General features: G+C 53.8%; 16 protein-coding genes. 13 read left to right on the forward strand and 3 right to left on the reverse strand.

Going from position 1 to position 12711, the window contains the following annotated elements; genetic code table 11:
• Positions 1-9: 9 nt before the first annotated feature.
• Positions 10-576: a hypothetical protein gene (locus NITMOv2_RS24275; protein WP_202967233.1), complete on the forward strand. Its 567-nt coding sequence runs from the start codon at positions 10-12 to the stop codon at positions 574-576.
• Entirely contained in the window at positions 555-3104 is a 2550-nt protein-coding gene (locus NITMOv2_RS13970; protein WP_238590356.1) for a type ISP restriction/modification enzyme, read from the forward strand. Before NITMOv2_RS24275 ends, NITMOv2_RS13970 begins: the two co-directional genes overlap by 22 nt.
• A gap of 4 nt (positions 3105-3108) precedes the next feature.
• Here NITMOv2_RS13970 and NITMOv2_RS25285 read toward each other — a convergent pair whose 3' ends face one another.
• From NITMOv2_RS25285 to NITMOv2_RS13980, 3 genes are read right to left on the reverse strand one after another with little or no spacing between them, the layout of a single operon-like run.
• Positions 3109-3519, reverse strand: a complete 411-nt coding sequence (locus NITMOv2_RS25285; RefSeq protein WP_476638858.1) for a type II CBASS E2 protein — start codon at positions 3517-3519, stop codon at positions 3109-3111.
• Positions 3488-4636, reverse strand: a complete 1149-nt coding sequence (locus NITMOv2_RS13975) for a nucleotidyltransferase domain-containing protein (protein ID WP_053380451.1) — start codon at positions 4634-4636, stop codon at positions 3488-3490. Before NITMOv2_RS13975 ends, NITMOv2_RS25285 begins: the two co-directional genes overlap by 32 nt.
• Before the next feature lie 16 nt (positions 4637-4652).
• Positions 4653-5603 (reverse strand): CBASS cGAMP-activated phospholipase, encoded by a 951-nt coding sequence (locus NITMOv2_RS13980; RefSeq protein WP_083448379.1) that lies wholly within the window; start codon positions 5601-5603, stop codon positions 4653-4655.
• 146 nt (positions 5604-5749) lie between these two features.
• On the opposite strand from NITMOv2_RS13980, the gene NITMOv2_RS22855 reads away from it, so the two are divergent.
• From NITMOv2_RS22855 to NITMOv2_RS14030, 11 genes are all read left to right on the forward strand, one after another.
• A complete protein-coding gene (locus NITMOv2_RS22855; RefSeq protein WP_083448030.1) occupies positions 5750-6112 on the forward strand; it encodes a helix-turn-helix domain-containing protein in 363 nt (120 codons plus the stop codon).
• Positions 6105-6995 (forward strand): ImmA/IrrE family metallo-endopeptidase, encoded by an 891-nt coding sequence (locus tag NITMOv2_RS13985; RefSeq protein ID WP_053380452.1) that lies wholly within the window; start codon positions 6105-6107, stop codon positions 6993-6995. Before NITMOv2_RS22855 ends, NITMOv2_RS13985 begins: the two co-directional genes overlap by 8 nt.
• Positions 6996-7046: 51 nt before the next feature.
• Positions 7047-7781: a DUF5131 family protein gene (locus NITMOv2_RS13990; RefSeq protein WP_053380453.1), complete on the forward strand. Its 735-nt coding sequence runs from the start codon at positions 7047-7049 to the stop codon at positions 7779-7781.
• A gap of 7 nt (positions 7782-7788) precedes the next feature.
• The gene (locus NITMOv2_RS13995; protein ID WP_083448031.1) at positions 7789-8883 is read left to right on the forward strand and encodes a three-Cys-motif partner protein TcmP; all 1095 of its coding nucleotides are present in this window, start codon (positions 7789-7791) and stop codon (positions 8881-8883) included.
• Positions 8884-9525: 642 nt separating this feature from the next.
• Positions 9526-9963 (forward strand): macro domain-containing protein, encoded by a 438-nt coding sequence (locus NITMOv2_RS14000; RefSeq protein WP_053380455.1) that lies wholly within the window; start codon positions 9526-9528, stop codon positions 9961-9963.
• Positions 9964-10193: 230 nt separating this feature from the next.
• A complete protein-coding gene (locus tag NITMOv2_RS14005; RefSeq protein WP_053380456.1) occupies positions 10194-10475 on the forward strand; it encodes a hypothetical protein in 282 nt (93 codons plus the stop codon).
• Between the two features lie 139 nt (positions 10476-10614).
• Positions 10615-10893 carry a ribbon-helix-helix domain-containing protein gene (locus tag NITMOv2_RS14010; RefSeq protein ID WP_053380457.1) on the forward strand — a complete coding sequence of 93 codons (279 nt, stop codon included), beginning with the start codon at positions 10615-10617 and terminating at the stop codon, positions 10891-10893.
• Positions 10865-11323 (forward strand): PIN domain-containing protein, encoded by a 459-nt coding sequence (locus NITMOv2_RS14015; protein WP_053380458.1) that lies wholly within the window; start codon positions 10865-10867, stop codon positions 11321-11323. The genes NITMOv2_RS14010 and NITMOv2_RS14015 overlap by 29 nt, the downstream gene beginning before the upstream one ends.
• An 81-nt stretch (positions 11324-11404) precedes the next feature.
• A complete protein-coding gene (locus NITMOv2_RS14020; RefSeq protein WP_053380459.1) occupies positions 11405-11689 on the forward strand; it encodes a hypothetical protein in 285 nt (94 codons plus the stop codon).
• 32 nt (positions 11690-11721) lie between these two features.
• Positions 11722-12201 (forward strand): hypothetical protein, encoded by a 480-nt coding sequence (locus NITMOv2_RS14025; protein ID WP_053380460.1) that lies wholly within the window; start codon positions 11722-11724, stop codon positions 12199-12201.
• A gap of 112 nt (positions 12202-12313) precedes the next feature.
• A complete protein-coding gene (locus NITMOv2_RS14030; protein ID WP_053380461.1) occupies positions 12314-12685 on the forward strand; it encodes a single-stranded DNA-binding protein in 372 nt (123 codons plus the stop codon).
• The last annotated feature ends 26 nt before the right edge of the window (positions 12686-12711 follow it).

The raw sequence follows: 12711 nt of genomic DNA on the forward strand, positions 1-12711 counted from the left end.
GGGCAACAGGTGTCAAAGTACTGGGGCAAGTATCGTCAAGTCCTCGTCACGAACTACAGAGACTTCGTGCTGGTTGGGCAAGATGCCGAAGGCAAACCAATCAAGCTAGAAAGCTATCGCCTGGCAGAAACCGAATCCGCTTTCTGGGCTGCGGCTGCGCACCCGAAAGCAGCTGCCGAGCGACATGGCGAGCGATTCATCGAATATTTGACCCGCGTGCTGTTGCACTCCGCGGTACTGACAGACCCAGCCGACGTTGCATGGTTTCTAGCCTCCTACGCTCGAGAGGCACGAGCCAGAATCGAAGGCGCCGACCTGCCACCGTTGACCGCAGTTCGCAAAGCACTACAAGAAGCTCTCGGCCTCACTTTTGAAGACCGCAAAGGGGATCACTTCTTTCGCTCCACCCTCGTCCAAACACTATTTTATGGGCTCTCTCTGCCTGGGTCCTCTGGAGCAAACAGCATCTCCCGTCAGATCGAAAAGCTAGGTTCGATTGGAATACTACCGCGCGCTACCTTCGCGTCCCGGTCCTCCGAAAGCTATTTCATGAAGTGGCCGATCCCGGACAGCTAGAGGCCCTCAATTTGACCGAGGTACTAGACTGGGCGCAGGCCGCACTTCATCGCGTCGATCGCGCATCCTTCGATAAATTTCAAGAAGGCCATGCTGTCCAATACTTCTACGAACCATTCTTACAGGCCTACGATCCTGAACTCCGCAAGGAACTCGGCGTATGGTACACACCCACAGAGATTGTGCAATACATGGTTGCCAGAGTCGACACGGTCTTGCAGGAGGAACTCGGGATTGAAGACGGGTTAGCCGATCCTCGCGTATACGTCCTCGATCCCTGCTGCGGCACCGGAGCCTATCTGGTGGAGGTCTTACGGCGGATAGGCGAGAGACTCAAAGATAAAGGTGGCGATGCACTGGTGGCAAACGACCTGAAACGGGCGGCCATGGAACGCGTCTTCGGCTTCGAGATTCTTCCGGCGCCATTCGTTGTTTCGCATCTGCAATTAGGCCTGTTGCTGCAATTGCTCGGCGCACCACTGTCAGAAAAGAAGTCAGAACGAATCAGAGTCTATCTCACCAACGCATTGACAGGTTGGGACCCACCGGAAGGCCCGAAGACACACCTGCTGTTTCCAGAATTGGAAGAAGAGCGCGACGCAGCCGAGAAGGTGAAGCGAGAGACGCCAATTCTCGTCATCCTCGGCAATCCGCCCTACAACAGCTTCGCCGGCGTCGCTGTAGCCGAAGAACGAGAATTGACCACGGCATATCGAACGACAAAGCGCGCCCCTCCACCGCAAGGCCAAGGATTGAATGACCTCTACATCCGCTTTTTTCGTATGGCTGAACGCCGGATCGTGGAACGAACCGCGAAAGGTATCGTGTGTTTCATCTCCAACTACTCCTGGCTGGACGGACTCTCCTTCACCGGTATGCGGGAGCGCTATCTGGAGGCGTTTGACCACATCTGGATCGATTGCCTAAATGGCGACAAGTATAAAACAGGCAAGCTCACGCCGGATGGGAAACCAGACCCCAGCGTCTTCTCAACGGAGATGAATCCGGAAGGTATTCAAGTCGGCACCGCCATTTCCTTGCTCGTTCGTAAGCATACCCATAAGAATGCGGAGGCCGTGGCTTTCCGTCATTTTTGGGGGAAGACGAAACGAGCAGAGCTTGAAGAAGCGGCCAAGAACGCCGAACAACGAGGCCATGAGGATCTACTGCCCGTCTTGGAGATGGGTCTACCATTTATCCCGTCCAAGTCTGAAGCCACCTACTTCAACTGGCCGTCGTTGCAAGACCTCTTTCCCGTGTCATTTCCAGGGGTAAAAACCAGTCGTGATGACGTTGTTATCGACATCGACAAGGAAAGACTGGTTCAAAGACTGAGCAAATACTTTGATCCCAATATAGGCCACGAAGAGATGCGACGGATCGCACCCGGTGTAATGGAGAGTACTCAGCGCTTCAAGGCTGCCGAAGTACGTGACACACTACGGAAACGGGGGTTCCTCCCAGAGAAGATCGTTCGGTACTGCTATCGGCCATTCGATGTGCGCTGGCTCTACTGGGAACCAGAGACAAAATTACTAGACGAGAAACGGTCAGAGTATTTTCCGCATGTTTTTAACGGCAACATTTGGTTGAGCGCGGGCCAGAGAAATCGCAAAGAAGATTTTTATCAACCACAATTCACGACCCTGCTCGCAGACCATCATATCGTTGAATCCAATGTCGCCATGTTCCCGGCTTACCTCGACGAAAAGACGCTGGCCTCATCGCTGTTTTCCCGCAAGACCCAACAAAAGCACGTGCCAAATATTTCCGACGATGCGATCCACTATCTGACAGCGATCAAGGAAAAGGACTCCAAGCCTCTGTTTTTTCATTCACTGGCCATCCTGCATGCCCCACTTTATAGAAATGAGAATGCTGGCGCGGTGCGTCAGGACTGGCCTCGTGTCCCTCTTCCAACCGCCAAATCCTATCTGGAGAAATCCTCTCATCTGGGAGAATTACTTGCGGGCCTCCTTGATCCCGAAACTGGAGTCAAAGGTGTGACGACGGGTACCATCAGGAAAGAACTGAAAGGCTTAGGATCAATCAGCCGAGTAGGTGGAGGGGCGATCAATCCGAACGCCAGTGAACTAGACCTGACCGCCGGATGGGGTCACGCTGGCAAGGGTGGGGTCACCATGCCCGGTAAAGGGAAGCTGATCGAACGCGAGTATACGGGAGAAGAGAGAACAGCGATCAAAGAAGGGTCTGCTGTCTTAGGCCTAAGTCTCGACGATGCTCTTTCGCATCTGGGATCGACGACTACCGACGTGTACCTCAAAGAAATCGCTTTCTGGAGAAACATTCCGATCAATGTGTGGAACTACACCATCGGCGGCTATGAGGTGATCAAAAAATGGTTGAGCTATCGCGAAAGGCAATTGCTCCATCGGTCCCTAACCACCGAGGAAGCCCGCGAGCTGACCAACATCGCGCGCCGGATCGCCGCAATTCTCCTTCTGGAACCCGCTCTGAATAAGAATTACCAGGACGTCAAACAATCGCCCTACGCATGGTCGAAGTAATAATTCAGCGAGGGTGCAGCCCACCTCCACTCCATTCGCCCGTAGCAAGCCATACCTCGTAATTCAGTAACCACTCGGATGTCCAGGGGATGATGGTCTGGCTCAACATCATGGTCTTGTTCCATTCACCGATTCTAGGCAGATACAAGCAGAGCTTTTTGCCGGGGTATAGATGCGGGGGATTGTCCGATCCTCGTTTTTGAAGAAGAGGCTCCAAGACTTCAACTTCAGGGCTACCGGTTAACTTATAGCGGAGGCGCACACGATAGGTCCTACTGAGTGGAAATGGTGTAATAGTCCCCACCCAAGTCAACTCACTTCGCCGAATCCGAGCCGAGGACGCGGGGAACAGTCTGTGCAATGCTGCCTGCTGAAGTGAGAGACTAAGGCTTCTCTGCTTTGGCCATGCCGCCATAAAATGTGTGGTTCCGCACTTTGGTGATCCCCGTGGCACCTAACGTCCCCGTCCCGGACGCCATCCAGAGCTTCCCCGATTGTCGCTGTTGCGTGAAAACGTCACCGAGGCGCGTCACTGCTTTCCTGGTAACCGGCGAACCAAATGATGCACCAAGTGCTTGAGCGATTTCCGGTATTCCTCGAACATCGCCTACAGTTTTCAGGTCGACATTGACTTTGTTAAGCCAGGTGAGGAGCTTATGCCGTCGCTGAGGATGTTCCTTCCACTTATCAGCAAAATTCTCCTCCTCGTTCACCGGGTTGACGACCCAATAGACCCCTTTTCGGGACTCGATATGATCTGGCATTGTGCAAGCCATGCCGGCCAGTGCATCGAGAAGGTTCGTCTGACCCTCATACGCCCATGCTGCAAGAGTTGTGATGATGATCGATGCCGGCTTGTCATCTTGGTCGTGCTGAAAATGGAGATCGCGATGCCGTTTCAACAATTGGATCGCTCGCTGGAGCGGGGTCTTAATCTTCCAATCCGGTACAGCCTCGACTTCTGCCTGCAACGCCTTGGCAAGCGCCCGTCTCTCCTCTTCGAATATGCTCTTCATCCTCGACCAGAACCAGGCCGCATACCCCTTGGGATTGCTATGCTGCCACCGGGTCAGCTCTCGGTCTGTGATCAAGATGCTTTCAGGTAATCCTTCCTCATCTGGGATAGCCGGCAAGACATCCACATGAAGACCATTTTCAAAATTCAGCGTCCAGCACCGACGCTTCTCCTCCAAGAACACACGATACTCGGGATGTTGTTTCAGGCGGTCTCCGATTCGCTGTTTGAGCTCTTGTTGGGAGATACTCTGCTTCATGACTTGCAGCAGTGCTACGGCGTCGATGTCATACTCATCCCGGTCTGTCACAGGTTTTGTCAGCGTTCCCAGTCGGGCTGATCCTTGAGGATACACATCGGGAGTGTTCCCTTGGAGCGGCGATTCGGTATCTGCGAGCCAACGGCCGACTTCCTGGTACTTCGCGACTGCCTGTTCCTGGAGCTGTTCCGGCATGTCGAGAGAATCGGCAATATAGTGGAGTACCCGGCCCAGCTGCTCTTTCGTTTGTATCAACATCACGCTCCTCCTCTCGTTACTTGTAAAGTGGTTCATATCTTGAAGCCTTGTGCGACAAGAACATCTGTTCGAACATTGGCGACAAGATCCGACTTTCATGAGCGGCCTTGGAAAGCAGCTCCTCTGTGGTGAGGCGATCAAGCGCAAACAATCCTTCAGGCACTCGTGGATCGATCCGGATTACCTTGTCGTCACCCAGAAGATGGACTGCCTGTTTGTGGATCCCAAGGCTCTGCCCCCGCATGACGATATCAACCGCGCTTTTGGCCCAACCCAGCCTCCCGCTCCAATCCAATGAGCGTCGCCGGTATCTCACGGGATCCGATGTCCCCATACTCAGGACAGAGATGTTCTGAAACGGCACTCGCAGCAGACTCACGGCTTCGACAATGCCTACCAGCGTCGGATTGTTGGCCCAGACACCACCATCAATGAGACGGAGTGAATCGAGTTCTTGGAAGGATGAGAAGTAGGTTGGCGCTGCAGTCGTTGCCAGCCCCACTTTCCACAAGGGAACCTTGTAGTCACGTTTGAGTCTCTCGTGGTGCGGAGTCTTGAAGAGATACACGTCATCGTCCCCCAGGTTGTAGGAAGGGATCACGAGTCGAGTTGTACAGTCAGCAAGCCGTTTATCCTGAAAACATTCCTGGAGTGCGTCCCGAAGCGGAGCCTGGGGGAATTTCCGATAGACCCAATGGGTGAATGATCGAAGTCCGAAAGAGCGTTGAAAGATCTTTGGTCCGCTCTCCACATAAAATCTGACGAGTTCACGAGGTCTCATGCCCATTCCGAGTCCCAGTGCGATGAGTCCGCCTGTTGAAGTACCAACTATGAGATCAAAGTGATCCACAATCGAAACGCCAAGATCATCTTCCAACTTCGCAAGTACCGAGGCTGAGAACAGACCCTTGATACCTCCCCCGTCGAGGGACAGAATCTGGAACTTCTCCGCATCTGATTCGCTCATCTCAGCTCCCTGGTTCATTCTCACCAACAGGCTTGAATGTGCCGAACGAGTCATCTATAATTTGACGAGTTCGTCATTCATCTGGACAAAAGAAATGGTCCGCCATCGAATTGCGAACCAGTCAACATTGATCATACGGAATCGTCATGTCGCAGTCAAGCAGAACTTTGGCCAGCTTCCCCGAGAGACTTAGGGAAGCAAGAGAACGGCGAAAACTCACGCAAGGAGAATTGGCCGAGAAAGCGGGCCTGCAGGCTTCAGCTATCTCTCATTTTGAGACCGGGACGAGGAAACCGTCGTTCGATAATCTTCGAAGATTGGCCGATGCACTGGATGTAACCACTGACTACCTGCTCGGCCGTGTTGATCACCCCGAGGAACTCGCAGGCGCTGATCGTTTACATCGTGATATAGAACGTCTCAGTGCCGCCGATCGTGCCTTTGCGAAAGAGATGATTGAGAAGCTCGCCGAACGAAGCAAAGCTAGCCATCGAAAAACCAATGAGTAACGCCTTTGACCGCTATGAAAATGCTACTCGCTGCGCCGAACGATTCCTTTCTGACCACAATCTTACAAGCCTACCTGTCGACCCAGTCATCATTGCAAAGGATCTCGGAATTGAAATCCACGCAAAGCCAGCCAAATCAGAGGGCGCATCGGGTATGCTTCTTCGGGTCGGCGAAGCATACGCAATTGCGTACGCGACACATATTGAGAGTCCAGGTTTTCGAAGATTCAGTATCAGCCATGAATTAGGACATTACCTCCTTCCGGGACACATCGAAGCCGTCTTGGATGCAACCGGTATCCACGAATCCCTCGCCGGGTTTCGATCTGACAACGTATATGAAAAGGAAGCGGATTCATTTGCGGCTGGCCTATTGATGCCAAGTAAACTGTTTTCTGTTGCGGTTATGAACACCGAACCTGGTCTTGAGGCGATTGAGGAGCTTTCATCTCTCTGCATCACCTCCTTCCCGGCCACCGCAATACGCTATGTAAAATTCGCAGATTATCCTGTAGCCGTTGTGGTAAGTACCGGCCAATCAATCGATTTCTGTGCGATGTCTGACGCTTTCAAAGCCCTCCGCGAACTTGAATGGCTCAAAAAAGCACATCCAGTTCCGAGATCCAGCCACACCTATACCTTCAATCAGAACAAGAAAAAGGTTCTTGAAGCCGATCGGATAGAAGGCATATCGAGTATCCATACTTGGTTTGGAGCTGGTCCTGCATGGGAACTCATTGAAGAGGTCATCGGCCTGGGTGCTTATGGAAAGACACTCACTGTACTGAGACCCATCATTCCTGAGCAGGATGAAGTAGATGAAGAAGAGCAGGAGTTTGAACGTGACTTGATCGAGTCCTGGACGCCGCGATTCCACAAGTAGCGCCAGATGATGCTCATTCGAGTGAATATCGGCTTTGGGGGATAAACAATTGTGGGAGACAAGTCGGCTATAGAATGGACTGACGCAACCTGGAATCCGGTTACAGGTTGTTCGAAGGTTAGTCCCGGATGTAAGAACTGCTACGCCGAGCGACTCTCGGCTCGGCTAGAGGCAATGGGAAACCCGCGGTATCGAAACGGGTTTGAGGTGACTCTCCACCCGGATCAGCTGACCCTCCCGCTCAGGTGGAAAGAACCTCGTAAGATTTTTGTCAATAGCATGAGTGATCTCTTTCATGAAGCCATCCCAGATGCTTTTATTAAGCAAGCATTCGACGTCATGGCAAAAGCTCACTGGCATGTGTTTCAAATTCTGACGAAACGAGCTGAGCGCTTGGAGACAATCGCTCCCTCGCTGCCTTGGCCAGACAATATCTGGCAGGGCGTTTCTGTCGAGAGCAGCGAGTACATATGGCGAGTCTGTCATCTCCAAAAAGTTCCCGCGGCCGTCCGGTTTATCTCCGTCGAACCTCTTCTCGGACCAATTGCTCGATTACCTTTAAAGGGCATTTCTTGGGTCATTGTGGGGGGCGAAAGCGGCCCGCGTTATCGCGCGGTCCAGCCCGCTTGGGTACGAGGCATCCGCGACCAATGTCTGAGCGCAAAGGTCCCGTTTTTCTTCAAGCAATGGGGTGGATTCACCTCGAAAGCCGGTGGGCGACGATTGGACGGTAGACTTTGGAGCCAGCTACCAATGGTTCCGGATGCGTATGTGAGTGTGATGTAGGCCATTCATGCCCCCTCGGACCACTTGTTGGGACCTTGAACCTCATACCAGTGCCAAACATCTAATTCTTCGGCGTTATCTCCAAGCCTGGCTTCCCATCATGACTCGATGGAACGGGCGCGTGCTTTACATCGATGGATTCGCCGGTCCAGGGATCTACCGAACAGGCGAAGAGGGATCGCCGATTATTGCTCTCAAAGAAGCGATTCACCACACAGCCCAAATCCGATCGCAAGTGGTGTTTCTATTCATCGAGGCAGATCCGGCTCGTCTCGAAGTCCTGAAGCAACAAATTGCAACCCTTCAGGTTCCTTCCAACTTCAAGGTTCAATGTTTGCTTGGGAGATTTGATGAACACTTGACGCAGGTGCTGGACTTCGTGAAAGAACAAAAACGCAATCTTGCTCCTACATTCGCGTTCGTCGATCCATTCGGGTTTTCACACACACCGTTTTCGTTAATAAAGCGGCTCATGCAGAATGACAAATGTGAGGTACTCATCACATTCATGTATGAAGCGATTAACCGGTTCCTGTCCCATCCCGATCAACCTGCGAATTACGATTCGCTCTTTGGATGCCAAGACTGGAGAGAAGCCAGTTCGGTAGAAGACCCTCAAGCACGTAAGAAATTCGTCCACGATTTGTACCTCCGCCAGTTGCAGGTAAGTGCAGCCGTTACTTATGTCCGATCATTCGAAATGATCGACCCTGGCAACCGTACCGAGTATTTCCTCTTTTTTGGGACCAAGAGCTATGACGCTGTCAAGAAAATGAAAGAGGCCATGTGGAAGGCAGATGAATCAGGCAGGTTCCAATTCGCAGACACCACGGACATGAACCAATCTCTCTTATTTGGAACTACGCCTGACTTCAATGATTTGAAGAGTAGAATCGTCAGCAAATTCAGAGGAAGTCAGGTCACCGTGGATGATGTCGAACGATTTGTAGTGATAGAAACTCCCTATCGCGAAACTCACTTCAAGCAACAGGTCCTGAAACTTATGGAATCAGCTACTCCACCGGAGCTAAGAATTATTACAAGGACCGGGCAAAACCGCCGCGGTACGTTTCCTTCTGGTACCGTCATTGAGGTTTTGTGAGATTGTAATGGATATCGCCACCGACAGGACAGATGTTGGGCACCGCTAAGGCGGTGGACCAAGCGCACCACGCCATGGAAGGCCATGATTATCCTTCTTGCTCCTGGAACTAACTGAGCCTAGAATTTCGTTATCATGTCCCCCGCCGATCTATACATCGCGCTCTGGCTGCTTTCGCACTCTCCGCTAAGCGTGCCCTACAGCGGGTACGTCTGCTCCAACACTTCCATTCCTCCTCTCTGCTCTGCCCAGATCTCGTCCGCAAGCCTTCCCGTGTTCGGCTCTTTGTATGACGGTGACTACCCTTTTCCTGCCGCGCAGGGTTTTCCCGATTGGTTCTTCTCCTACAAAGACACGAAACATGATGCCGTCCCTCCCGTGAGTTGCAGCGACTCAACGAAGTCCTCCCAAGGTGGCGCAACACCGTCCATCTTCACCGTCTACCCAGATCCATCTTCTCGCCAGACCCATTCCACCTTGGAAACCTGCCACGAGAACATGTTCTAGCTCCCTCTGCCCCGAACCACCGCCTGACCTCTCGGTTCCCCGCAGTCGAAGGGTTCGGAGGCAAATCACAGTGGAAGCGGGCCCGCGGCGGGCAGGAATCGCCTCGATTCCGTCTGTCCGAGGAGGTCAACCGCTATGCAAGAGCTCATAGGCAACCTGTGGGACTTTCACGATCAAGGCTTCTGCATCGGTATCCCGGTCAACGGTGATCGCCGGCGGGATGGCCGAGCGGTCATGGGTGCCGGCGTCGCCTTGCCGGCTGCGAACCGCTTCCCGAACCTGCCTACTCTTCTCGGAGAGAAACTGCGCACTTCTGGAAACCATTCCTACTACTGGCATGAATTCCAGCTTGTGACACTGCCCACGAAGGAAGCATGGACGCAACCCTCGAGTCTCGGACTCATCGAACGAACTGCACGAGAAGCTGTTCATCTCGCCGACTACTACAGACCCAACACGATCTACTGCCCTCGCCTGGGCTGTGGGCTCGGTGGACTTTTGTGGAAGGATGTCGCCCCTATCTTGCACGTCTTATGGGATGATCGCTTCCTTATTGTGCATCCAGGTTCGTAACAACATCAGAAGCCTTCCCGAAGAGTTTCCTCGGCCTTACCCAAGTCAGTAGTACAGAAAATGAGCGAAACCAGAATCCCCTGGGCCGCTCTTCGTTCTTTCACCCCTTCACAAGGAGGTCTCCATGCACGGCCCATTTGATGAAGAGGAGGACGATCAGTAGCCCATAACGGCTGGACTGGTCGGTTCACTCAGCCATCCCGGCTTTATCCAAACACTATGGTCACACTATGAATCCGCTGAAAGTCATTGAGCAACACTGTCCAGATCGACCGCTGTGGGACCCTATCCTCAAGGTCCTGCCTGAGAAGACGGTCGCGCAGTTCATGTTCATGGGGGAAGTGCTCTGCGAGAGCGGAACCCGCATTTTTCTGTACAAGCACATCTGGAGCCGGCGCTATATCAATCTGGATCAGCAAGGACAGGCCTACCAGTTCCACGCTTCCGAGAAGGGCTCCCACTACGTGCCGGTCGAACTCTCGGGCGCCGTCCGCCGCGCCTCATCTTTCTAAGCGAGTGGTCCGCTGGGGATTAGCCAACAGGATCAACGATCATGACATGGGAGAATACTTCTTCCCAATGAGCTGGCGAGTGATACGAGGTTGACCTCTACAATAGGTTGATGTATAAACGATGTATAAGGAGCTCAACATGAGCCATATGGTACGAAAGCAAGTCTATCTGGAACCCGACCAGGACCGCCTTCTCAAGCAGCGATCCAAGAAACTTGGTGTGACGGAATCAGATCTTATCCGGCAGGGCATCACCCAGCTCAGCCACCAACCCGCCGCAGTTCCCTTGGACCGACAAGCCTGGCAGACCGAACTGAGATTCATCAAGCGCCGAGCCCGGGTCAAGACACGCGCCCATGAGCGCCGGTGGACCCGCAAGGAGCTCTACGATGAACGGATCGGCCGCTTTTCTCGTTGACACGAACGTTCTGGTCTACGCCTACGACGCTCAGGCGGGTTCCAAGCGTGAACGCGCCATCGCCTTGCTGGACACATTAGCCGCTCGCCAAATCGGCGCACTCACGCCGCAGATCCTGAGCGAATTCTTCGTGGTTGTAACCCAGAAACTCTCACCGCCCTTGACCGCCGCGGAAGCGGAACGCAGTCTCACCAACTATGCCCGTTCCTGGATCATTTATGATCTCACATCGCTGATCGTGCTCGAGGCTGTGCGCGGACACCAACGCCACCGTCTGGCATATTGGGATAGTTTAGTGTGGGCCGCGGCTAAGATACACGGCGTGCCGAACGTGCTGAGTGAGGATTTCAGCGACGGTTCATTGCTCGAAGGCGTGAAGTTCATCAACCCATTCAGCTCTCATTTTGAAATCGCTACCTTGAAAGTGTAGAGACTCATTGCACAACCTGCTGCACGCTCCCAGCCCGACGCTCCCTTGACGATTCAACGCCAGGAGCAGGATACTCGGTCCATGCATCCCACCGCACCCGACCAAGTCGACCTCGAATCGCAGCTCGGAATCCTCCTCCGCTCCGGCCGCGCGGCGGGATTCTCGAGCGAACGCTTCGACCAGTGTCTCCGGCTGATCGCCCAGATTCCGTCCCCCGATTCCCAGAAGGCGTGGTTCGATCTGTTCTACGAACAATGGACGGAGTTTGCCCGGACGCCGGACTGCTTGCAGGGCCCGTTGAAAGAGTCCTTCGAGTCACGGCTGGCTCGCCTTCATGCCCAGATCGAGCAGCAGCGCCGAGATTAACCTTTCCTTCTTCCCCACCAGCAGGAGTCACCATGAACAACACCCGCCCTTGGATCGCCGTTGTCAGTGTCTTTGATTGGACCCGCATTCACGAGTTTTGCCGCGAGCACGATATCGCCAAGGGCAACAGCTCCTGGCACATGTTCGATGCGCCGAGAGGCGGGGCGATCAACTGCTGGACGATCGATGAGTCGCACTGGCAACGGATGGGGGAACTGTGCGGAACCTTCTACCCGGAACGATCCGACGGCCAGCATCCGGGTATCATCATCGAGGACATCATGGCCGGCAAGGTCGCGCCGGAAGCTCTGCTCCAAGGCGGCTTCATGGCGGGGGCCGAGGCTGTGATCGTCCGATTCGCCCCCGCGAACCCAGATCCCAAGATCGAAGCAGAAGCGCGCGCTGCCTGGTCGGTCGATCAAGCCCGTGCGTTCCTCAACAAGTTGCACCTGTGTGTGTTGCAGCGGCCCTTGCCCGCGCCCTCTCCCGCGCCTCAGCCACTCGAACAATAGATCCTCCTTTGTGAACGAGACAATTCTCGGATGGCCCGCAAGCGGGCAGTGCTCCAGCCTGCCTGACATGTCTGTGCGTCCATGATCTTTATCTTTGTTGAAGGAGGTTGCCATGGCTGAGCAGGACATCAAGATTCTGACGCTTTCCGGTCGCATCACGCATAAGCCCGAATTGTTCCAGCACCAGGAAGGATCCTCCCTTGAGTTTTCGATCGCGGTGCACTCCAACGGGTTTTATGCCAAGGCCGACGACCCGGAATACTGGGACATCAAGGTCCTCGGTGCATCGGAGAAGCTAGCCAACACGCTGGAGAAAGGGCAGCACGTGAAACTGACCGGGAATCCCCAGATCCGGACCTATATAAAGGAGGGAGTCCGGCATAAGGCTGTCACCGTGATCGTCATCGATCCGCGATTGCTGATCCTCGGACCCAAAGCCAAGCAACCGAAACCGGCTGAACCTGTCGAGTCGGCTGCGGCTTGACGCGGCAAGCGTGGCCCATCTGCCTG

Origin of the sequence: Nitrospira moscoviensis (genome assembly GCF_001273775.1) — a bacterium.
GTDB classification, from domain to species: domain Bacteria; phylum Nitrospirota; class Nitrospiria; order Nitrospirales; family Nitrospiraceae; genus Nitrospira_D; species Nitrospira_D moscoviensis.